This is a genomic window from uncultured Mobiluncus sp., assembly GCF_902488535.1.
Taxonomy (GTDB): Bacteria; Actinomycetota; Actinomycetes; order Actinomycetales; family Actinomycetaceae; genus Mobiluncus.
Genome location: NZ_CABTWO010000003.1, coordinates 1 through 22,375 on the forward strand (window position 1 = coordinate 1; position 22,375 = coordinate 22,375).

A 22,375-nucleotide genomic window follows, 5' to 3' on the forward strand; every position below is an offset into this window, starting at 1 on the left:
CCCGCTGTGATGGAGAATTTTGGTACTCCCGAACAGAAGGAAATTCATCGCGCCAGTCCCGCTGCCATGCGCGCGGGCGGTTTCCCCGCCGGCTCTATGGGGCCGAAGGTGGAGGCAGCCTGCCGTTTCGTGGAACTGACCGGCGATGTCGCCGCGATTGGGCAACTCAGTGATGCTCAAAAGATTATCGCGGGCGAATCCGGCACCATCATTACCCCAGGCGGTAATTATGGTGGTCCCGATGACATCAACCAGCGCAGCTACAAGAAAATGTGCATGACTAGCGGTGGAAACATCGAGGTCTAGTTTCCAAGCAAACTACCAAAGTAGCCTGTCACCTGATACCGCCAGTGGTGGGGGAGGAACTTAGTTCCTTCCCCACCAGCTTATTTTTGTACGACCCAAGGCGAGGACGATAAAGATCCTTCCCTGGGATTCGCACGTACGATGCTCCCGGACTCCACCTTTACGGCGGAAGGCTACTATCAATCGAGTGAAGTGACGGTATTTCTCTTCGCAAACAGTCTGTCTAGAACACATGTAAGATACCTGTTCAAACTAGGTTAAGAGTGGGTGTACGTGTTGGTTGCCCAGAAATAAACACGAATCATCCTTAGAGAGCGGTGTAAGTTCGTTTACAAACCTAAATCGGATTGGCAAACTTTTCTCTAGCAAAGATGCTACTCGGTCCTCTCTAATTTTGAGACGGTACCAAACTTCACAACAAAACTACAAGGAGGATGCAGTATGTCTGTAGTTACCGACGGAAAAACTGCGAGCGAAACTGGGCAAAAACCGAAAAAAGGCTTTCGTTTGAACGTGCCCACCGCGTTCACAATCCTATTCTTTCTCACCATTATTGCGGTGTTTGCGACTTGGTTCGTACCAGCAGGTCAGTACTCGAAACTGGCCTATGATAAGGAGACTCAAGCTTTCTCAATCACAAGTCCACAAGGGGAAGTCAGTACTGTTCCCGGCAATCAAGAGGCCCTGGACAAACTCGGGGTAGACATCAAGTACGCACAGTTTGCCAACGGAGCAATTGGAAAACCGATTTCTATTCCTGGCACTTACGAAAGACTCGAGTCTAATCCTGCTGGTCTTGAAAAAATTCCGCAGGCCATGGTGAATGGCACTATGGAGGCAGTGGACATCATGGTGTTCATTTTTGTCCTTGGAGGTCTCATAGGTGTGGTTCGGGCTACCGGCTCTTTCGAGTCTGGTCTGATGGCCTTGACTAAGAAAACCAAAGGACACGAGTTTGCTCTCGTATTCGCGATGTCTCTGTTCATGATAGTTGGAGGCACTCTGTGTGGTCTTGAAGAAGAAGCTGTGGCCTTTTATCCAATCATGTGTCCTATCTTTATCGCGATGGGATACGACTCTATTATCGCAGTAGGGGCTATCTTCCTTGCTGGTTCTATGGGGACTACGATGTCAACCGTCAACCCATTCTCTGTTGTGATTGCGTCTAATGCTGCAGGCATTCAGTTTACCGAGGGCATCTGGTGGCGCGCGGTAAGTTGTGTAGTAGGGGCAGCAGTAGTCATAGGTTACCTGTATTGGTACGCCAAAAAAATCAAGGCAAATCCCGAGTTCTCTTACACCTATGAAGACCGGGATTCCTATGAAAAGCAGTGGGGCATGATGAGCCAGGAAGATGTTCCCTTCAACTGGAAGCGCAAAATTATCCTGGTCTTGTTTTTTGCAGGTTTCCCGATTATGGTCTGGGGTGTCATGGCTCGGGGTTGGTACTTCCCATTGATGGCTGCGTCTTTCTTGACTATTACGATTGCGATAATGATATTGTCACTGTTTGGTAAGGCCCGCCTCACCGAAAAACAACTCGTGGATGCCTTCTCGAACGGGGCTTCTTCGCTCGTTGCGGTGTCTTTAATTATTGGACTGGCTCGTGGCATTAACTCGATTTTGAAAGAGGGCTACATTTCAGACACCATTCTGTATGGTGCAACGAAGTTGGTTTCGGGAATGAGTGGTCCGCTGTTCATAATCATCATGATGTTCATCTTCTTTGTCCTTGGCTTCGTAGTACCGTCCTCCTCTGGCTTGGCGGTGCTGTCCATGCCGATTATGGCACCGTTAGCTGATTCAGTTGGTATTCCGCGTTGGATCATCGTCTGCGCTTACCAGTGGGGTCAGTACGCTATGTTGTACTTAGCACCTACTGGCCTGGTGATGGCTACTTTGCAGATGCTTGACATGAAGTACAGCCATTGGTTGAAGTTTGTTTGGCCTATGGTGGTGTTCGTCTTGGTATTTGGCGGCGGAATGCTTGTCGCCCAAACGCTGATTTACGCCCATTAGACCCAAGAAGTCCTTTGTTCAGGTTGCCTACTGCTGCGTCAGTCAAGGCGCAGCAGTAGGCAACTTGTTGGTAAAATAGAGGGATGCTTTGCTAGGGTGAGGAGCTCTCATGAGTACGTGGTTGTTTTACTTGACTCAGGGAGTGATGATGCTTTCCATTTTTGCGGGAGCAATTTCTTTTTCTGCCTACACAGTCTCGAGGCGGAAAACCTATCTCGGTGCATCAATTTTCAGTGTTGTTTATTTTTTCGATGTCGCATTGATGTTCAGACCCTACATGGCAGAAGAAAATCCCTCCGGGAGATTCGTGGATATTTTTGTAATTTCCAGCCCTCCTGAGTCCATCATGCTAGGTTGTGCACTGATATGCCTCCTGTGGTACACCGCATTTATGTATCTAAGTTTGCGGCCAATTTGGATTGCAATCCCGGCGCTTTTATTCGTGGCACTCAGTGTGATCATTTTAGTAGCAGAACCAGAACGAATGTGGAGGGAATTTATATTTTTCTCAATGAGGGCTGTAGGGTTCATGTCATTGTTATGCTTCCTCATCATCTATTATTTTGTTTGTAAAGATACCATTAAACGTTTTTTACTTAAGAAGCATTTGATTCTATTTATAGTCTCTGGGATACTGTGTATTGGAACCGTTCTTTGGAATATCTACTTTATGATAATTCTTCCTTCTCTTTCATCGGTGGAAGAACCATTCCTTCCGGAGCGTAACTTTATCGAGAACTTCTTTATTCTCTTTATTTCCTGGTATATCTCTTTTAGAGGAGTGGGAATACTAAGACTGCATATCAACGAGCCTCCTTCTCGGGAGAGGGCTTCCGATGAAGATATCATTGCTAATGAAGCTGCCATATTTACCCGCAAATATAAACTCTCACCTACTGAAAACAAGGTCTTGTTGAGGATGGTACAAGGGCAAACCAATCGTCAGATTGCTGAGGCTATGTTTATAGAGCTCACTACTGTGAAAGTCCATGTTCACAACATTTTGAAAAAGACCGGGAAAACCAGTCGAAACGAAGTTATTTCAGATTTTTGGCATTCTATGTAGCCAGATATTTCATGGTGGGATTTACATCGTTTATCGTTTAATCGTGTAACTGGCATCCTCTTGTTTAGTTATTTGCTTGGCGACAGCGTTGAAAAAACATGATAGATAATGTATCCAAGTGTGGGTATCCATGTTCTTGCCCATTTATTTGTTATTTTCCTGTAGAGACTAGCGACTCTAGGTGTCACTAAATTTACAATAATTAAGTGTGTTGGTCGAGGTTTACCTCGACCAACACACTGTTAGGTTATGATTCTGCCTGCTTGGGTGCTGGGTGTGAAATCCGAGGCGTTTTCCTCGGGAAGTGACGTCAGCTGTTAGCGGCGAGCCCGGCGGCGAGACGCAACCATCATGGCTCCGCCGGCGAGGAACACAATCATAGCTCCGCCAGCCAGCGTTTCGGCTGACGAACCGGTAGCTGCCAAAGCCTTATCCGGCCCTTGTGCCACCGGAATTCGGGGAGCTGCCGGGGTAAAGACGCGCGCGACCGGGGGCTCGGGAGCTGCCGGGGTGGTAGTAACACCCGCGACGGGGGGTTCGGGAGCTGCCGGGGTGGTAGTAACACCCGCTACCGGAGGCACGGGCTCGCTGGGAGGAACCACAGTCCCTCCCGGAACGGGACCGGGGACGACACTCGGCGTATCCGGGATGACTGGCTGATTCGGATTCGGAACCACAGGGTCTGCCGGAGTCGGTTTCGGCTTGATGTCCATAGTCAAGGAAATAATGTGTTTATATATGGGTTCGGAATCCAAGCCTTCAGGGTCTTGATCGGCAGACCAATGTATGAAGAGTCGCGAGAAATTACGCATAGCATTAAATTCCTTCGCGTTGATGCTACTAGGACTCCGGAGATCCAGGTATCCTTTGGTCTCGAATATCAGCTTGGCAGGGGCTCCCTTGGGGGGAATGTTGTCCTTAACCTTAACCCCAGAGATAACCAAGCTGAGCGGCTTGTTCACGTACGCAGCAAAGCTGTCCCTCAGGGGCGAGTATGAGCCTTGTTCCCAATTTCCTTTTTCGTACGACTCATTAAGTGTCAAAGTTATAGCCAGCCGTTTTGCCGAACGCAACACACTGGTAATCCGGTACAGCGGATTGTCTCCGTTGTGGGTTTCCAGTGTGTAAGACTTTGGGTCATCGGGCATCTCCAGGTACTCTGGAACCGAAATGAAAGTCTCGATGACGGAATAAGCTTTATCGTATGTAAAATTATTGGCATTGGGTGTTATCCCAAAATGACGAATCACACTGTCCTCTTTTATTACGCTTATAACTCTTTCCTGAAATTCCTTCATTTCTCTATATCCCACGCTGACATCCAGATTGCTTTTAATATCCAGGGTGTCCCCGGAGTGTACTGGAAAGATTTTGTCGTTCTGGGTATCGTATTCCCCGTCCGCTGTGCGTTTAACCAGGGCATCGCCTTTCATACTATCAATAGGATTGGTTAACCACCAAGTACGATGAATTTCACTGTCCTCAACGGTTTTGACCTCTTCTGGGTGTGCGAAGTTGGAGCCGCTCGGAACTGCCGGAACTGCCGACTCGGCCGGAGCAGGTGGAGCCTGAACCGGAGCTGCCAGAATCGCAGAGGCGGCCGGGTCGTTTGCGGCCGGGTCGGTAACCGGTTGATTTTGAGCATCAGCATCGCTGGGAGCCGGGTCGGTAACCGGGGTTAATTCAGCAGGGGATTCCTGGGAGGGAGCCTCGGGAGTGGGGGTTTCGGTTGCGAAAGCAGCCGGGACGAAACCGGTCATGCCCAGTCCCAGAGTCAAAGCGGCTGAGGAACCGATAACCAGAGCACGGTTGGTGAAACGAGTCAATAACCGGGGGTCATAGTGAGTAGTTTTCATATTTGTTGTATTTCCTTTTTCTTAGTTCACCTGGACGTTTTCAGACATTTCCCAGATAATTCACACCACGTTCTATTATTATATCGTCAGTTTTCCCACATTTTTAGGAATTTCTAAGAATTGACCGGACATTTCTTAAAAACAGCTGAATATACGGGTTTACTCGGGGAAATCGTAGGCTACCGTGAGGGGAGCATGATCCGTGAAACGGGCATCGTAAGCCGGTGCGCGATACACCGCGGCCGATAGGGCTTTCCCCGCCAGTACGGGGGTAGCCATGTGGTAATCCAGGCGCCAGCCGGCGTTGTTGTCATAGGCCTTACCGCGCCACGACCACCAAGTGTAGGGGCCGTCCACTTCTCCTGCCAAGGCTCGTCCTACGTCTACGCAAGGCACCCCGTCACTCCCAGACAGTGTGTCGGCCATCCATGCGTCCAGGAACGCAATCTCTTCGTCCATAACTCCGGAAGTCTTATTGTGATTAGGCTTCCAGTTCTTAATGTCGCGGGCGGTGCGCACAATGTTGAAATCCCCGCAAATCAGGGCCTCTTGCGGAGCATCAGAGCCCGCACCCGCCACAGCGCGCGCGCCCAACTGGTCCACGCGTTTGCCCACTCGATCGAGGTAAGCCAGCTTTTGTTCCTGCTTTTCCGTGTGCAGCTCTCCGGAATGCAGATAAGCGCTGACCAGGGTAAACGTCGCTCCGTGGGGTCCGTGAATAGTGGCCTCCAGCCAGCGCCCGGAATCCACGTCCGGTTCCCCGCCAATCTCTGCATAACACTCCGGAGGCAGTCCCTCGGTAACCTGACCAATCTCCCAGCCGGAATCGCGCCGAGCCCCCAGCGCCACCCCGGCGCGGCCTTTCACTCGGCAGGGCCACACGTGCACGTCCCAAGCCGGACCGAACAAGTCATGGGTATCTTGCGGGGTGGCCCGCACCTCTTGCAGGCACAATAAATCCGAGTCGTCATTGTCCAGCCAGTCCCCAAACCCTTTGCGGAACGCCGCCCGAACGCCGTTGACATTGACAGTGGTCACTTTCATGAGTTACCTCCGATTCTGTTTCCGAGACGCAGCGCTGGGAGCCACCGGATGTCCCGACAGACGTTTACCAGCCGCGGTTTCCCGGCGGTCCCGGCTGCTCCAAATGACCTGCTGAGACAGCCGCCAAGCGGCTTCTTCCTGGGCGGGGGACCAAATCCGGCCGGAAAGTGGATCGTGGGGCCAGGACAAACTAGCGGGAGCCGAAACGGTCACAAAGTTCGGACGCTCTGAAAAATGCGGAAAGTCCCTCACCGGCGCCGGAGCCGCCGGGGGGTTCGCGATCCAGCACGACATATACAGGAACAGGCGACCCAATACGTTAACCCACAAGATAATCGTCAAAATTAGAGTAAACGGGGCGTAGGCGGGGGGTACGCTGGAGGCCAGATAGGCTCCTGACATCTGCAGAGCCGTGGACAAAAATCCCAACGCTCCCGTCCCAATCCACAGATCGCGACGCGGAGCCCGCACCAAAGCCAGGTAGCGCAGCGTGAAAGCCAGAATCAAAGTTGCCAAGATACTGGTCAGGACGAAAGCTCCGACATTAATCAGCCCGGGAGGAACCGGCAGAGCCAGCGGCAGCTGACTGTGCAAAGCACGCACCGCAACGATGGAACCCGAACCCAAAACCGAAGCCAAAATTCCGCTGAGGAACAAAACCAGAAACATACACACGTCTCGCAGCGCGTTTTTCCATCCCGCCCCGGGGCGTTGCGGCAGTCCGAATACCGTTTCAATGCTGACACGCAAAGCCGCGACGACCCGGATTCCCGCCATGATGGACACAACCAAAACCACCAAAGTTCCCCAGGTAAAGCTGGGAGTCGCAATCGCGGCGGGGTCAATCAGACCCGGCTGCCCATCGACCTGGATAGCTCCGGGAATCCATTGATTGACGTCCTGGAAAATCGTGTGACTGGTCATGGGGAAAGCATAAATCATGACTTGTGCGGTCATGATAATCAAGGTCACTATCCCCGCCATAGAAAACAGGGCGGTATAGGCGATGCCGCCAGCCAAGAGGTTCGAGGAGGCGTTTTGATAACGCAGGTAAGCCCGCATAAATCGCGTGGTGTTGAGCCACTCCAGGAAAGCCTTGCTGAGTTCCACCACCCCCGCGGGTTTGGCGGGCTCGGCTGGCTGGGAATCAGGTTGTTTCATCACGGGGCCTCAGTATTTTCGAGTGTGCAACTGAGGGTGGGCGAAAATTTCGGGTATTTCCCCGGTGACGCTTTCGGGCACCCCCGACCCCAGCTGGAGGATAGCCAACTGTTCGACATGGTTCGGCTCGAGCAGGGAACAGTCAACGCCGTCAACCATGAAAAAGCCGTGCGAACGTTTCGACAGAGCCGCGACCCGATCCAGGTCCTCATTGGTGACGTTCGTCCCCAAAGTAATGTGCGGATAGTAGGGGAAGCGTGATTCAGTATCTAGGGGTCCGAAGCTGAGCCGTTTTGCCAGTTCTTTGCAGGCCTCGTGCCCGCGCTGCACCTCGATATAGACGACCGGGGACACGGGCCGAAAATCTCCGATGTTGCCGAAACTAATGACGAACGGTGAAAAGGACCGGCAGATTTCGGCAGCCTGAGCCTGGATGTCCGGGACCTGTTCGCGGTCCACCGCACGCGGTTCCACAATGGTAACGTGCGGGGGTACACCGTCAGTTTTCGTGACTTTTTGCAGCTCGCCAGCATAGGGTTCGGGCACGGGAATAATCATGCCCAAATAAACCTGGCCTTCTTTACGAGGAGGTAAATACACGGGGTAAAGCCTACTCTGTTCAACGTAAAAACTCACGCCTAGCCTCCGGTAGAATTTGTGTCGTGGAAATTCATGCGATAGTGCCTGCTGGGGGGTACGGGCGGCGGCTGTGGCCCTGGTCGACGGCGGAAAAACCAAAGTTCCTGCTCAACATCAACGGGACGCAAAGCCTGGTGCAACAAACCGCGGCACGTTTAGCGCCACTCTGCCAGTCCCTGACTTTCGTAACCGGCGCGCCCCACCGCGAGGCTTTAGACGCACAAGTCAGCGCCCTAGGTTTGTCGGTTCCGGTGCGTTGCGTGGCGGAACCTAGTCCGCGAGATTCGATGGCGGCCATAGCCCTGGGGGCCGCCCTGATAGAGCAACGTGACGGGACCTGCGTGGTCGGGTCTTTTGCGGCGGATCATCTCATCGCAAACCCCGCCGCGTTTTCTGAAGCCCTGGCCCAGGCTGTCCCGACTGCCGCCGCCGGATGGCTCACGACCATCGGGATTGCGCCGACCGAACCGGCGACCGGGTTTGGTTATATCGAGGTGGGCCCTGCCTTGGACGGAGAGCTTAGCGGGGTACATCGGGCGCAGTCATTTACGGAAAAACCGGATGCGGCCACCGCCAGCACTTGGCTGGCAACCGGTAACTACCTGTGGAACGCGGGTATGTTTGTGGTGCGCAGTGACGTCTTGCTCGATGCCATGGAGGCGCGAGTGCCGGGGTCAGGCACGGCGGTGCGAAAACTGGCTGCGGGATGGGAAACGTTGAGTCCGGACGCGAAAACCGCGCTGTGGGAGGGTGTCGTCGCGGCGCCGATTGATACCGTTTTGGCTGAACCGTTAGCACAAGAGGGGCAAGTTGCGGTGGTGCCGGCCCGACCGGACTTGGGATGGTCAGATGTGGGGGACTGGGAAGCGGTGCGCCACGTCGTCAGCAACGCCTCTGAACTGGCGAATCTGAGCCCGGAAATCCCGGTCTATACAGATGCCGCTCCTGCCGCCCTAGTGAGGGCGGAAAACCTTAGAGGCGTCGCGATAATCGGCATCCCCGGCGCGGTGGTGGTGGAATCCGCAGGTCAGCTGCTGGTGACAACCCGAGAGTTTGCTCAAAACGTTAAAGTTGCTTCCAACGCTGCTGATAATTGGTGATACGGTTGCCAAGCAAGGAAAAATCGGCAGAAAAGCCAGGGCCGGAGGCCACGGGTGAAAGAACCGAAACAAGGATTTACTCATGAAGACTTTTTTTAACCGGCGTCCCCGGGGCGGGGTGCTGCACCAGGAACTGGCGGATCAGGCCCTGCTGCGCTCGAAAGTCGATCCGAAGTGGACCGAAGAGGACCCTTGGCGAGTCCTGCGAATCATGGGGGAGTTCGTCGACGGTTTCGAGTCTCTAGCGGATATCGGTAAAGCCATCACCGTGTTCGGTTCCGCGCGGGTCGAACCCGGCACGATGTACTATCGCCTGGGCGAGGAAATCGGCAAAGTTTTTGCCCAAGCCGGGTTCTCCATCATCACCGGCGGCGGTCCGGGGCTGATGGAGGCCGTCAGCAAAGGAGCCCGCCGTAACGATGGACTGACCATCGGCCTGGGCATTGAGCTGCCCCATGAGCAAGGAATCAACGAGTACGTTGATTTGGGGATTGACTTTCGCTACTTCTTTGTGCGCAAGACCATGTTTGTGAAATATGCCCAAGCCTTCGTGGCTCTGCCGGGCGGTTTCGGTACTTTGGACGAACTTTTTGAATGCGTCACGCTGCGTCAAACCAGCAAAATTCAGCAATATCCCATAGTGTTGGTCGGGCACGAATATTGGGACGGACTGATGAAGTGGGTGCGCAAGCGCCTGGTTGAGGAAGGTATGGTTAGCTCTGCGGATGCCTCCATCATTCAGGTGGTAGATACCGCCGAGGAAGCTCTCTATGTGGTAGAGAACACCCTGCCAAAGACGCTTTAATGAAAGCTGATTTCCCGTCCCGGTGCCCAGTGATACTTGGATAAAATAGGAATTCCTTATCAAAGCCGGAACTTCCCGTATAATAGAGGGGTAAAGCCGTTTTCGAAAAGAGGGACAAATGGCAGCCATGAAACCCCGCACCGGGGACGGACCCCTGGAAGTCACTAAAGAACCGCGCTGTAACGTGATGCGTATTCCTGCTGATGGGGGCGGTCGTCTGGTGATTGAACTCAACGATGAGGAAGTCGCTACCTTAGCTAAGGAACTAGAGAAGTTTTTGAAATAGTGCCGCGTTTCAACGAATCTAAAATTTCCATAGATAAGACCGCTAGCTGGTCCTATGCGGAAGAATTTTTACCGGAGTCCGAAACTATCGCCATCGCCAGGCAGCGGGGTCGGGAACTCGGTTCCGTGCCGGTTTCCCCCGGAGTGGGGGCGGCGCTGCGGATGTTGGCCGGGGCTTCCGGAGCTCGTTCCGCACTGGAAATCGGTACCGGAACCGGAGTGTCCTCCCTGTGGACGCTGGCCGGAATGCCCGCGGACGGGGTCTTGACCACCATTGATGTCGAGCCAAAGCTACACGCGGTCGCCAAGGAAATCCTGACGGGAGCGGGTATCTCGCTCACGCGGGTGCGCATGATTACGGGACGTGCCCTGCAAGTCCTGACGCGCCTCAGCCGGGGAGCCTACGACATGGCCGTGGTGGACGGGGACCCTGGCGAAGCCCAAGCCTATGTCGAACTGTTAAACCCGGCTCTGCGCCCAGGAGGGCTACTGGTTCTGGTCCACGCCATGTGGAATGATTCGGTGGCTGACCCCGCCCGGCGTGAGCCCGACACCGTGGCGATGCGCGAGGTCTTGCGCTACATTCAGGAATCCCCAGAATGGACTGAGAACCTGCTGCCGGTCGGCGACGGGCTACTGGTGGCAATCAAGAACCGCTAGGAACATTTCATCCGCCGCACCGTCGGGTAGAAAAGCTATATTTTCCCGCGAACCGTAGGGGTGCGGGGAGCTATTTTACGGTGACGTTCAGACGATGACCCTTCAGGCTGCGCGCCCGCTGGCTCAAAGTCGTGGCAGCGGAACGCAAAGCCGCCCCGGCGACGGATTGTCCGTTCTTGGCGGCCTCGCTGATAGACAGGGGCTCACCGCCATCGGAGGCTTCCCGATAGGCGACTTCCAGCGGAATCTGAGCCAAAAGCGGAACTTCGTAACCCAGAATCTGAGACAACCGAGAGGCCACTTGTTCGCCGCCGCCCGTCCCAAAGACCTCGATACGAGAACCGTCCGGCCCGGTCAGGTAACTCATATTCTCGATCACCCCCACGACCTTTTGATTCGTACCCGAAGCTATCGATCCGGCACGTTCGGCGACTTCGGCCGCGGCCAGCTGCGGGGTGGTCACGACGATGATCTCCGAGTTCGGCAGCAGCTGTGCCACCGAAATCGCTACGTCGCCGGTGCCGGGGGGCAAGTCGAGCAGCAGCACGTCCAAGTCTCCCCAGAAAGTCTCGGACAGGAACTGTTCCAAAGCCCGGTGTAGCATCGGGCCGCGCCATACCACCGGCTGTCCGTCAGGAACGAACATACCCATCGAAATAACTTTCACCCCGTGGGCGGTGGGCGGCATCATCATGTCTCCCACCGGGGTGGGCGCCGCTTCATCTAGGCCGAGCATACGCGGAATCGAGAACCCGTAAATATCGCAGTCCAGCACGGCTACCTTCAGTCCGGAATCCGCCATCGCGGCCGCCAGGTTAGCGGTGACCGAGGACTTGCCGACCCCGCCTTTTCCAGAAGTAATCGCATAAACGCGGGTCAGCGAGTCCGGCTGAGTAAAAGGAATAACCGGCCGAGCCCCCAGCAGCTTTTCCTTCACCCGGTCGAGTTCCTCGCGGCTCATGACGCCCATTTCCACTTCCACAGAGGTCACGCCGGGAACTTCCGCCAGGCGCGCCTTGGCGTCTTGCTCAATCTGAGCCTGCAAGGGGCATCCCGCTATAGTCAGGGCGATGCGGGCAAAAACGTGGCCCGATTCGTCAATTTTCAGTTCCTGGACCATATCCAAATCGGTGATTGACCGGCGAATCTCAGGGTCAATGACCTTTTCCAGGGCTTTCATCAGTTCATCTGTAGTGGGTAATGTCATACCTTCATGCTAATGCCAGCGCTGGGTTTTTTCACACTAGGGCGTTAGGCTTAACTCTTGTTATATTCACGGCGGTCATGAGGGAGTACGGTGGTTTTCGGTTTTGGCAAGGCTCGGTCGAGTGGACGTGCCCGCCCTGTCTCGCCGCCTGCGCCGCAAAAACCTCGCCCGCAGCAGCCAGCCACACCGGGTGAAACCCCCGTTACCGGCTCTGGAGCCAGCGAGCTGATGCCCCGCGCGGCTCTGCAGAGCGACGCGCCCGCGCCGGCCCACAACACTGTGCCATTCCCTACAGACCCCGCTTCGAAAGACCGGAAAATACCGCGCTACCAGCTGCGCGGCCTGGACGGGATTCGTGCTTTGGCAGCGTTGGCGGTGCTGGTTTACCACGTGGCTCCGAACTGGCTGCCGGGGGGATTCCTGGGGGTAGACGTATTTTTTGTGCTGTCGGGATTCCTGATTACGGCCCTGTTGGCGCGTGAACAGCGCCTCACCGGGCGCATCAACATCGCCGCGTTTTGGCTGCGACGCTTCCGGCGACTAGTTCCCGCCGTAACCTTGACTGTTTTGGTGACTGTGCCGCTGGCATCCGTGGTGAACCGAGATTTCCTGGTGGGCATCTGGTATCAAGTCCTGGGAACCCTGACCTACACCTATAACTGGGTCAACGTGGCTTTAGGGGGCTCCTATTTTGACCGAACCAACCCCCAGTTCCTCGCCAATATGTGGACCCTGGCGGTGGAGCAGCAGTTTTACCTGGTGTGGCCCCTGATTTTGCTGTTGGCTTTCCTGATTCCCACCCGGCACCGGTGGCTGGTGCCTGCGGTGCTGGCGCTGGCTTCCGTGAGCGAAATGGCGGTGCTGAAAGCTGGAGGCGGGAACCTGACCCGCATCTACGAAGGCACCGACACACACGCGTTCGGGCTGATGCTGGGGGCGACTTTGGCGTTGCTGTTCCCCCTAGCGTTGGAAAACACGCCGCATTACCTGGACCGTTCCACAGCCCGGTTGCGCGGTTTGGCGGCTTGGGTCGGCATGGTCGGAGTGTTCGTGAGTTTCCTGATGCTTCGTGACAGCGACCCCTTCACCTATCCGTGGGGCGTGCTGGCGGTTAGCGTGCTGACCATTGGGATTATGCAGGCTTGTTTGGAGGAAGTCGCCGGGGTGAGCGGACCGGGTCAGGTCCTGGTCGAATTATTGTCGTGGCCTCCTCTGCAATGGCTAGGCGTGCGCTCCTATTCCCTCTACCTGTGGCATTGGCCAGTGTTCATGCTGGTCAACAGCCTGTGGCGGGATTTGCCGCAGTGGGCGGCGCTGGTGATTATTGCCGTGGTATCGATTTTGGCGGCATCTGTGAGCTACAAGTATGTAGAAAATCCCATGCGGCGCAACGGTTTAATCGTCACCTGGAAACGTTGGTTTGCGCCGCGCCCGCAGAAGGCCGTTAGCTCGGCGGTTTCCTCCCGGCTGCGGGTGCCGTGGTGGCGGCGCTCCCTGGTTTGGATGGCGGCTGTGGTGGCGGTGCTGCCGCTGGTCATCTCTATCGCCATAGCTCCAGAAAAAACCGCTGCCGAAGAACTTGTCGAAGCCGGAGCGAACTTTCTTCATAACGAAAAGCCGGGGGACAGCCACCCCCCGAAAACTGGCGCGGAGACGAAACCACCCGTGCCAACTCCCCAAAATAAGCCAACCACGTCAACCACTCCTTCTGAAAATAGCAAGCCAATCACCGGGGACCAAGTCGACATTATCGGAGACTCCGTGACCCTCGCCGCAGCGCCGAAGCTCGCCGAAACGCTGCCCGGTGCCACCATAGACGCGGCGGTATCACGCAGTTCAGCGGCAGGTGTGGGCATCATGCGGGCTCGCCAAGCCCAAGGCACGCTGCGCCCCTACGTAGTGTTTGCCCTCGCTACGAATTCGACGTTTCGAGCGCGAGACGGCGAAGCCCTGCTCGCCGAGTTCCCCCAGACAAAATTTGTGTTTGTGACCGGTCACGGTCGGGCCTCCCAGGAGTGGATCCAAATCTCGAACCAAACCATGTATGCCCTGGCTGGCGCCCATCCTGACCGGGTGAAAGTCGCCAGCTGGGACAGCGCCATTGCTGGGCACGTGGACCTGTTAGCCAGCGACGAAGTCCACCCCGGTCCAGCCGGGCAGGACATCTATGCCGCGACCGTCCACGACGCACTGCAGCAGTTCGCCACCAAACCGGCCGGTCGTTCCTAACTCAGCGGCAGCTCGCCTAGAAGCGGGCTGGCGCCCGCGGCGAGAATCTGGCGCAGGCTGGCTTCGGGCATAGTGTTTTCCCCCAGCTGATTAGGTTTACCCGCCCCGTGATAATCCGAAGCCCCAGAGACAAACAGGTCGAGTTCCCGCGCCAAATCCGCGGCCAGTTGGCGGGCGGGAGCGTCATGTTCGCGGTGGTTGACCTCGATGCCCCGCAGGCCGTTCTGAGCAAATTTGCGCACCAAGGCAGGGTCCAGCCTCCGTTTGCTGCGGGTCACCGAGAACGGGTGAGCCAGCACGGGAACCCCGCCATCAGCCAGGATAGCCTCGAGGACGGCGAAACTGTCCACAATCGGGCGCGACACGTAATAGGGGGAGCCGGGATTGAGAACCTTTTCGAATGCCTCAGAGCGGGTCTGAAAATAGCCTTTCCGCACCAGGGCGTCGCCGATATGCGGACGACCCGGGGTCAATCCGGTAATCTCTGCCTGGACATCTGACCACGTCAGCGGATAATCCTGGTTGATCTTTGCGACCATGCGCCGCATCCTCTCCAGGCGGTCGCGGTGAGCGTTCTTTAAAATTTCCCTCACCGCGCCGCGGCGCGGATCTGGCAGGTAATTCAGCAGGTGAACAGGGCAGCGGTTCACGCTTGTGGAGATTTCCGTACCGAAAATAATGGCGGGCGGACGTGCCCCTTCGGCTGTCAAAGCGGCATGGGCGGCGCGAAACGGCTCCCAGTGCTCGAACGTATCGTGATCCACCGCCCCGATTACATCCAAGCCTGCAATGCGCGCCTTTTTTAGCAAATCACGCGGAGAGTCCGTGCCATCGGAAAGCGCGGAATGTACGTGGGGGTCGATTTTCAAGGCCATATCCACATCCTTATGATTCGCTGGCGGATCAGGCTGTGACGTTTCGAAATATTTTGATTACTGCGTCAGAACCGGAGCCGCCCGAAATCGGGACAGCCGCGGCGTTATTCCGCCTGCACGCGGGCAATCCAGGCTTCCACGTCAGCTACGGTGCGGGGGATATGCTGCGAGATACGCTCGCATTTGCCGCCCGGTCCTACCAGAATGTCGTCCTCGATACGCACGGAAATGCCCCGATATTCCGGGGGAACCGCCAAGTCGTCCTTACGGAAGTACAGTCCGGGCTCAATCGTGAAAATCATGCCGGGTTCCAGCCTGGCCCCGTTGTACATTTCGCGGCGTGCCTGGGCACAGTCATGAACATCAATGCCCAAGTGGTGTGAAGTGCCATGCACCATCCACCGGCGGTGATACTGACCGTCCTCCTGCAGCGACTCCTCCCAGGAAACCGGCAGCAGACCCCACTCGTCGAGCCTCTGCGCGATGACGCGCATAGCGGCGCTATGGACATCGGAGAAAATACATCCCGGCTGATTCGCCTGTTCAAAAGCCGCGTCGGCAGCATCCAAGACCGCTTGATAAACCCGGCGCTGTACCTCGTTGAAACGACCATTGATGGGCAGGGTCCTTGTGATGTCCGCGGTGTACAGAGAATCGAGCTCCACCCCGGCGTCAATTAAGATGAGGTCGCCCTCCCGCACCTGGCCATCGTTGTTAATCCAGTGCAGGGTCGCAGCGTGCTCCCCGGAAGCCGCAATGGTGTCATAGCCCAGGCCGTTGCCGACTTCCCGAGCCCGCGCCCCGAACGCACCTTCCACCACGCGCTCACCGCGAAAATGCTTCACCGCCCTTGGGAAAGAACGAATCGCCTCTTCAAAGCCTTCTTTGGTGGCGGCGACAGCCTTGCGCATCTCTTCGATTTCCCAATCGTCCTTAATCAGGCGCAGTTCCGAAGTCGCTTCCTCGAGCAAATCATCTAACTTCTTGGCGTCATCGGGGTCAATCCCGGCTTGCTCACGAACCTGATTCACCACGGCTGCGGCCTGAGTATCGGAGGTAGAAATCATCGCAATCTGCAGCTGACCAGCATCTTTAGCCAAAAGGTCGGGCAGCGTCTCCAAGTGGGCACAGGGAATCCCGCACATCCGCTCGAACTCCTCCAACGAGGGACGCACCCCGACCCACAGTTCGCCGTAACGCGAATCGGCGTAAAACTCTTCAGAAGCCCTCGACGCGCGGGGGCGGAAAAAGACTGTGGCGGTGTGGGTTCCCCCGCCTTCACCGGATTCGCCTTCCCGCACTGGGTTCAAAACCAGCACAGCATCGGGAATCAGGTCAGTTCCCAAGCCGGTCAGGTGGGAAAAAGCGGAGTGGGGCCGGAACCGGTAATCGCAGTCATTGTTGCGCACCACCAGGGAGCCGGCGGGAACGACCAGACGCACCCCCTTAAACTTTTCCCCCAGCTTCACGCGGCGTTGCAGCGCGTAGGGAGCGGCGCTGGAACGTTCATAGCCATCGGTGGGACGCGGACCCCAGTTTTCGCCAATAAACTTTTTGAACTCTTTGGACTGGGGCTGACGGGAGCGGTTCTTACCGCGGGATTCTTTTTGATCACTCATGCCCTCAAGTCTACGCGCTCGGCACTAACACGCGGTCGTTTTCCCGTTTGTCACCACCAAAACCTCTGTCCTCGAGCTGTCCTAGGCCGGGCAGGTGACTGTTGTGTTAGGTGTCTAGGGCAAGTCCGGGGCGTCCTCAGGGGGAACTTCATCTGTCGGTGCGCCAGCCTCTGACGGGGCTTCATCCATCCCGCGCAGGGGAGCGGCTTCCTCGGATTCGTCGGGCTTCGGGGCGGCCTGTTTCGCCGCCGCTTCCGGGTCCTCCGGGGGCTTGCGAATCAAAGCGTTCAAAGCCGTGCCGACTAAACCGGCGATGCCGATGCCGATAATGAAAGTCCAGATGACCCGGTTTCCGCCGTCTTTGCCTAAGTCAGAAAACACAAAGAACTTCATCAAACCGGCAATCAGCGCGGCCACGAAGGAGATGACATACAGACCCCCGGGCTCGCGATGCACCAAGGCACGCACCAGCGCAATAACCCCGCCCCAAAAACCGGCCGCTAACAGGCAGGCCCCCACCGTCTGGGTGTTTTCCTCGGCCGAGAGCATCGAGATGATGCCCATTCCGATTAAAGCGCCAAAAATAACGCCTTCGTAAGGGGTGAGGTGATCAATCATCAGTGAGCTCCCTTACTTTTTATCCTTATCGGACTTGTGACGACGAGTGCGTTTGCGTTGGCGTTCCTTCTTTGCCGGTTCCGCACCGTCCCTGCGCTCTGCTGTTTTCCCGCCGTCTTTGACGTCGTGTTTCTTTTTGCCGTTCTTGCGCGGTCCACGGCCCTTCTCAGATTTCCGGCGTCCCGAACCGGAACCTTTCCCACCGCGGCGTTGCCCGGAACGCCCGGGGTCGCGTCCGCCCAAATCCTCCAGCTCCTCGGCTTCCAACCCGGCGCGAACCCGGCGGGACCGCGGTAAGTTTGCGGTGGCGTCAGCGGGAATGTCCAGGTCGGAATAGAGATGCGGGGACGTGTGGTAGGTCTCTTTCGGTTCGGCAAAATCCAAGTCGAGCGCCCGGTTAATGACCCGCCACCGCGTCAGGTCCTCCCAATCCACAAACGTGATGGCACTGCCCTTGTTGCCGGCGCGAGCGGTGCGCCCAATGCGGTGAATATAGGTCTTATCGTCCTCGGGGCATTCATAGTTAATCACGTGGGTCACGTCATCCACGTCAATGCCTCGAGCCGCCACATCAGTAGCAACAAGCACGTCCACCTTGCCGTGACGGAAAGCCCGCAAGGCCCGCTCTCGTGCATTCTGACCCAAATCGCCGTGGATGGCGCCGGTGGCGAAACCCCGGTCAGAGAGATCGTCGGCCAGTCGTTGGCAGGTCCGCTTCGTGCGGGTAAAGATAATCGTCAGACCCCGCCCCTGAGCTTGCAAAATCCGAGCGACGACTTCCGTCTTATTCAGGGAATGTACCCGGTACACGACCTGTTTGACCTGCCGTACGGTCTGTGAGGAGTCAGCCGGGTCGGCGGCACGGATATGTGTGGGCTGATCCATGTAACGGCGCGCCAGAGCAACTACCGGTCCCGGCATCGTGGCCGAGAACAGCATGGTGTGGCGGTGTGTGGGAACCTGGGCGATGAGTTTTTCCACATCAGGCAGGAACCCCATGTCCAGCATCTCGTCAGCCTCATCCAAAACCAGGGTGCGGACCCTCCCCAGTTTCAAGGTACCTTGCTCCATCAGGTCAATCAGACGTCCCGGAGTGCCGACCACCACCTCGACTCCCTGGTGCAGCGCGTCGACCTGGGAATCGAAACCGACCCCGCCGTAAATCTCGACGATCCGAGCTACCCGGTGGGTGCCGGCGGCTCGGATTTCCGCCGCAACTTGTTTCGCCAGTTCGCGGGTCGGCAAGACCACCAGGGCTTGCGGGGCACCCGGATCGGGAATCTCGTCCCAGCCTTCGTCGCCAGGCCCGATAATGTCGTGCAGAATCGGGATGGCAAACCCGAGGGTCTTGCCGGTACCGGTCTTGGCCTGACCGATAATGTCCTGACGGTTCAACGCGACCGGCAGGGTCAAGGCTTGAATCGGGAACGGATGAATGATGCCTTGATCTTGCAGGGCCTCAACGATTTCGGGTTCCACATCGAAATCGGCGAAAGTTTTGTCTTGGTTCGCTTCCAAGTCGTTAATACCGGTGATGTCCGCCGCAGCTTCCTGGTCAGTTCCCGCGGTTTCCAAGGTATCTTCGCTTCTCAATGTGTATCTTCCTTATCATTGTCAGTGTTCAAAAGTCGTTTGTGTACATCTTTCATTGTAAACCGCGCTGGCCGGGGGATGTGTTTTTCCTGCCTGGTTCACCACTACAGGCAACCGCCTAGAACTCGGTGACGTTGTGGTTGACGTAGTCTGGCCACTGCAGCGCGCTCTGTAAGGTTTCTTCACAGATTGCGCCGTACCCGCCCAGGGCAGTTACCTGGAAAGCGTTGAGTTTTGCCAAAGTATGCAACGTGTTCTGGTTCAGGGCTGCGCATCCGTGCGGTATTAGCAAAATCGGCCCGTTGCGCAGGTGGCCTCCCGAAACCGCGTCGGCAAACACGTCGCCGCGAGCCAGGTAGGCGTGGGTTGAGGGCTGCAGACGTGCGGATTCCAACGCAATTTCCCGCGATGTTTCGTAACGATCCCGGCCTCCCAGACGGGTCGCCGCTTTGCCGTTGGCTACACCTTGAAGTACCGCATCCGACACGGCCGCGGGCCCGCCTAGGGCAACTACCCGGCTCACCTGCAGGTCCGTCGCCAGTTGGCGAATGGTGGCGATGGCGGGGGAGGACGAGTTGACCAGGACGATAGGCCCGTCTCCCAAGGCGGCGCCGGTCAGCGCGTCCGGTGAGACACTGCCGCCCGGTCCGTAGGCGTTGGCAATGTAGAGAGAATTTGCTTTAGAAAAGGCTCGGCGGGCAATCATCACGGAAGTATCGACCCGGTTGGCTCCGCCAATCCGCAGGGCGCTGCGTCCCCCGGCGAGTTCATAGAGACGGGCATCCGAAACCGCTCCGGTTCCCCCTAAAGCTATGACCTGTGTGGGCCCCAGAGCGTGCAGAGTTTCGGTAATCACGGGCGGTACCGAGGACGTATCGGGTGGAACCAAAAGTACCGGACCGTCCTTGAGAACCCCGCCGACCAGGGCATCGGCGAAAATATCGGAGCGAGCCAGGTAGACCACCGCGGGACGGGAGTCTGACGCCTTAGCGATGGCGGCGGAAGTTTCGAATCGGTTAGCCCCGCCAATCCGATTAGTGTGCAGGTCAGGGATGTGCGGGCGGGGATCCAGCGAGTTCGGGATCCCGTCACTATCCGCGTCGCCGTTAGGGTCGGCGGGCCAATCCGAGTTGAATAGGTTGATCTGGTAGCTAGTAGAGGTCGGCACCGGCTGGCAGTTAGGGGCGGTCCGGATGTTAGAAATACTGACGGTGTAGCGAGACACGTTGTAAAAGTCGGGGATAGTCAGCTGATCCAGGGGAACTTTAAACAGAATCGTGTCATATCCGCCGTATTCCCACGGTGTCAGATTGGGGTCGACTCCCGGTTGCGAACGGCGAATGACCTGCAGCGGAATCTCTCCTGCTGGGCCGGTCACGTGGACCTCGGCAGCCCGCAGGTCGGCGCATTGCCCGGAGTAAGACCAGCGGGACACATTTTCGCCCGCACCGGTAGGCAGGATACGCGAGGGGAAATAACCCGCTGCCGGCCACGCGATGCTCGGCGGCTGATGATTCGCGGAATTCCAAAAATTGGGGTGGGCCGGCCGGCCCGCGGCCTGGTAAGTCGTGTCGAAAAGCTGGATGGAAGTCGCGGTAGGGCCGGAGGTCCCGATGGAAACGGCTCCGATAGCGGCGTTTGCCTGGATGGGTGAGAACATCTGGAGACGATGGCCCAGGTTGTCGTTCATGTTTGTGGCGGAGGCTTCGGTGATGTAGCGCAAGATTTCCGTGGCCGGGGTGACGATGCCGTCCAAACGGGCAATGACCCCTGACCGGGAGGCGAGTTTCACGTCCTCGTTCAGACACGTCGCGCCCGGAACAGAGTCGGGGGTTGGCGAAGCAACCGGTCCTGCCGCGGCGGTGAGGGCTGCCGCTTGCGCCGGGCCTTGCGGAGCGTAGTTGGCGGGCAAGCTGACCGGGGTGAGACCGTTCAAAGAGCGTAAATAGTTCCAGGTCGAAAGCATCTTTTGGACGGCTTCGGGCTGCGCCGTGCCGGGGGTGCACGAAGAAATGACCGTCCCCGAAGAAAACGGGGTGACCTGGTCTGTTGAGTCCCACAAGGATTCAAACTCGGCGCGTGCCGCCGCCTCGTTGTTACCCGGTGCCGCCTGTGCCGCGGCGAGCTGACCGGGCGCAAAGTTTGCTCCGGGGCTACCTGCGATCAGCCCAGTGGCGGCCAAGCCCACGGCTGCCAGCGTCACGCCGGCTCGCCGCCAGAGCCGGCCTTCAGACCAAAAGCGAGCGGCAGCCCGATGACGGGAGGCCGACCGGTGACGGGAGGCGGTCCCGGCTGGTTCCGAGTTTGGAAAAAAAGAAATCCCCACCCCCCCATTTTGACAACTTTTCCAGGCAATGTCTTGAGTTTCGCATTCTCTACCGCAACGCAGCGCTTAGAATGAACCTATGGAAATTTCGGAAGAACGCACGGCGCATATGCTGGGTTTGGTGGCTTTCACGCGAATTACGGCCTATGCGAGGCTGGCACGGGATGTGTCCCAGACCACTGATTTTGCTGACCAGCTGGCGTTGGCGCGGATGGGGGTTTCCTTCGTGACCGCCATCGATGATTTGGAAGCGTTTGCTAACCGGCGGGGCTTAGATTTGGCAGACTTGACCCAACCCTACGTGGGCTTCTTTGACGACATGGAGCTGCGCACCCGCCCTCGTGACTGGTGGGAACGCATGGTTAAGAGCTACATTTTTGTGGGAATTTTGGCGGATATGGAGGATTTGGCAGCCCAGTTCGTGGGGGCTGACATGATTGAGATTCTGGGGGTCTCCGGGTCCGCTGGGCTGACGCAGTGGGTGCGGGCGCGGCTGCGTGACGGAATCGCGGCTGACCCGACGGTAGAGTCTCGCCTGTCCATGTGGGGGCGGCGGGTCGCGGGAGAGGCCGTAGCCGGGGTCAGAGCCATTCTGGACACCTACCCGCTGCTCCTGCCCGAGGGTGTTGAGGCCAGCGACAAGGTCGAGGAGATACAGAAGCAGCATTCCCGCAGGATGGAAGACTTAGGGCTGGCTTTTTAGAGACAATCAGATAGCGAAACCAATCCGGTTTTGGCGTTCCGGAGCAAACTCGACGTAGGCGATGTTGCCCGCGTTCAGGATGGTGTGCGACTCGCGCTTGTCCACCAAATCAATGATTTCCCCCTTGGTGATGGCGTCTTTGAGCAGTTTTTGCAGATCCTCGGGGGACTTGTCGATGTCTAGGGCGATTTCGCGAGCCACGGACTTCATTCCGATTTTGATTTCCATTAATTTTCCTTTCCGACTGTCCCTTCATTCTAGGGG

19 protein-coding genes and 1 pseudogene are annotated in these 22,375 nt (G+C 57.0%); 9 read left to right on the forward strand and 11 right to left on the reverse strand.

Annotated elements, in window-relative coordinates:
* From RDL66_RS01670 to RDL66_RS01680, 3 genes and pseudogenes are all read left to right on the forward strand, one after another.
* A pseudogene (locus RDL66_RS01670) lies at nucleotides 1–306 on the forward strand (carbamate kinase); the annotation flags it as partial.
* A 441-nt stretch (nucleotides 307–747) separates the two neighbouring features.
* Nucleotides 748–2,325 (forward strand): YfcC family protein, encoded by a 1,578-nt coding sequence (locus tag RDL66_RS01675; RefSeq protein ID WP_308534756.1) that lies wholly within the window; start codon nucleotides 748–750, stop codon nucleotides 2,323–2,325.
* Between the two features lie 109 nt (nucleotides 2,326–2,434).
* Entirely contained in the window at nucleotides 2,435–3,391 is a 957-nt protein-coding gene (locus RDL66_RS01680; protein WP_308534757.1) for a helix-turn-helix transcriptional regulator, read from the forward strand.
* Between the two features lie 317 nt (nucleotides 3,392–3,708).
* On the opposite strand, the gene RDL66_RS01685 is transcribed toward RDL66_RS01680, so the two are convergent.
* The 4 genes from RDL66_RS01685 to RDL66_RS01700 form a co-directional block, all read right to left on the reverse strand.
* Nucleotides 3,709–5,247, reverse strand: coding sequence for a peptidase (locus tag RDL66_RS01685; protein WP_308534758.1), 1,539 nt, complete (start codon nucleotides 5,245–5,247; stop codon nucleotides 3,709–3,711).
* A gap of 159 nt (nucleotides 5,248–5,406) precedes the next feature.
* Nucleotides 5,407–6,291: an exodeoxyribonuclease III gene (locus RDL66_RS01690; protein WP_308534760.1), complete on the reverse strand. Its 885-nt coding sequence runs from the start codon at nucleotides 6,289–6,291 to the stop codon at nucleotides 5,407–5,409.
* A gap of 3 nt (nucleotides 6,292–6,294) precedes the next feature.
* Nucleotides 6,295–7,452: a YhjD/YihY/BrkB family envelope integrity protein gene (locus RDL66_RS01695; protein ID WP_308534869.1), complete on the reverse strand. Its 1,158-nt coding sequence runs from the start codon at nucleotides 7,450–7,452 to the stop codon at nucleotides 6,295–6,297.
* Nucleotides 7,453–7,461: 9 nt separating this feature from the next.
* A complete protein-coding gene (locus tag RDL66_RS01700) occupies nucleotides 7,462–8,052 on the reverse strand; it encodes a 2'-5' RNA ligase family protein (protein ID WP_308534762.1) in 591 nt (196 codons plus the stop codon).
* Nucleotides 8,053–8,114: 62 nt separating this feature from the next.
* Here RDL66_RS01700 and RDL66_RS01705 point away from each other — a divergent pair, with 62 nt between their 5' ends.
* From RDL66_RS01705 to RDL66_RS01720, 4 genes are all read left to right on the forward strand, one after another.
* On the forward strand, nucleotides 8,115–9,191 hold the full coding sequence (locus RDL66_RS01705; protein ID WP_308534764.1) for a sugar phosphate nucleotidyltransferase: 1,077 nt from the start codon (nucleotides 8,115–8,117) through the stop codon (nucleotides 9,189–9,191).
* 82 nt (nucleotides 9,192–9,273) lie between these two features.
* Nucleotides 9,274–9,996 (forward strand): TIGR00730 family Rossman fold protein, encoded by a 723-nt coding sequence (locus RDL66_RS01710; protein WP_299296464.1) that lies wholly within the window; start codon nucleotides 9,274–9,276, stop codon nucleotides 9,994–9,996.
* A gap of 118 nt (nucleotides 9,997–10,114) precedes the next feature.
* Nucleotides 10,115–10,282, forward strand: coding sequence for a DUF3117 domain-containing protein (locus tag RDL66_RS01715; RefSeq protein WP_004008170.1), 168 nt, complete (start codon nucleotides 10,115–10,117; stop codon nucleotides 10,280–10,282).
* A complete protein-coding gene (locus RDL66_RS01720) occupies nucleotides 10,282–10,941 on the forward strand; it encodes an O-methyltransferase (RefSeq protein WP_299296467.1) in 660 nt (219 codons plus the stop codon). The genes RDL66_RS01715 and RDL66_RS01720 overlap by 1 nt, the downstream gene beginning before the upstream one ends.
* A gap of 70 nt (nucleotides 10,942–11,011) precedes the next feature.
* Here the strand turns inward: RDL66_RS01720 and RDL66_RS01725 are convergent, their stop codons facing one another.
* Nucleotides 11,012–12,148: an Mrp/NBP35 family ATP-binding protein gene (locus tag RDL66_RS01725; RefSeq protein WP_308534770.1), complete on the reverse strand. Its 1,137-nt coding sequence runs from the start codon at nucleotides 12,146–12,148 to the stop codon at nucleotides 11,012–11,014.
* 90 nt (nucleotides 12,149–12,238) lie between these two features.
* Here RDL66_RS01725 and RDL66_RS01730 point away from each other — a divergent pair, with 90 nt between their 5' ends.
* Nucleotides 12,239–14,377, forward strand: coding sequence for an acyltransferase family protein (locus RDL66_RS01730; protein ID WP_308534772.1), 2,139 nt, complete (start codon nucleotides 12,239–12,241; stop codon nucleotides 14,375–14,377).
* On the opposite strand, the gene RDL66_RS01735 is transcribed toward RDL66_RS01730, so the two are convergent.
* From RDL66_RS01735 to RDL66_RS01755, 5 genes are all read right to left on the reverse strand, one after another.
* Nucleotides 14,374–15,252 (reverse strand): PHP domain-containing protein, encoded by an 879-nt coding sequence (locus RDL66_RS01735; RefSeq protein ID WP_308534774.1) that lies wholly within the window; start codon nucleotides 15,250–15,252, stop codon nucleotides 14,374–14,376. The genes RDL66_RS01730 and RDL66_RS01735 overlap by 4 nt on opposite strands.
* Before the next feature lie 104 nt (nucleotides 15,253–15,356).
* A complete protein-coding gene (locus RDL66_RS01740) occupies nucleotides 15,357–16,871 on the reverse strand; it encodes an aminopeptidase P family protein (RefSeq protein ID WP_299296476.1) in 1,515 nt (504 codons plus the stop codon).
* Nucleotides 16,872–16,985: 114 nt separating this feature from the next.
* On the reverse strand, nucleotides 16,986–17,489 hold the full coding sequence (locus RDL66_RS01745) for a transglycosylase (RefSeq protein ID WP_308534777.1): 504 nt from the start codon (nucleotides 17,487–17,489) through the stop codon (nucleotides 16,986–16,988).
* 12 nt (nucleotides 17,490–17,501) lie between these two features.
* Nucleotides 17,502–19,082: a DEAD/DEAH box helicase gene (locus RDL66_RS01750; protein WP_308534779.1), complete on the reverse strand. Its 1,581-nt coding sequence runs from the start codon at nucleotides 19,080–19,082 to the stop codon at nucleotides 17,502–17,504.
* Between the two features lie 118 nt (nucleotides 19,083–19,200).
* Nucleotides 19,201–21,408 (reverse strand): cell wall-binding repeat-containing protein, encoded by a 2,208-nt coding sequence (locus RDL66_RS01755; protein WP_308534781.1) that lies wholly within the window; start codon nucleotides 21,406–21,408, stop codon nucleotides 19,201–19,203.
* A gap of 79 nt (nucleotides 21,409–21,487) precedes the next feature.
* Here RDL66_RS01755 and RDL66_RS01760 point away from each other — a divergent pair, with 79 nt between their 5' ends.
* Nucleotides 21,488–22,111 carry a ferritin-like fold-containing protein gene (locus RDL66_RS01760; RefSeq protein ID WP_299296482.1) on the forward strand — a complete coding sequence of 208 codons (624 nt, stop codon included), beginning with the start codon at nucleotides 21,488–21,490 and terminating at the stop codon, nucleotides 22,109–22,111.
* A gap of 6 nt (nucleotides 22,112–22,117) precedes the next feature.
* Here RDL66_RS01760 and RDL66_RS01765 read toward each other — a convergent pair whose 3' ends face one another.
* On the reverse strand, nucleotides 22,118–22,339 hold the full coding sequence (locus RDL66_RS01765) for a DUF3107 domain-containing protein (RefSeq protein WP_308534783.1): 222 nt from the start codon (nucleotides 22,337–22,339) through the stop codon (nucleotides 22,118–22,120).
* Between the last annotated feature and the right edge of the window lie 36 nt (nucleotides 22,340–22,375).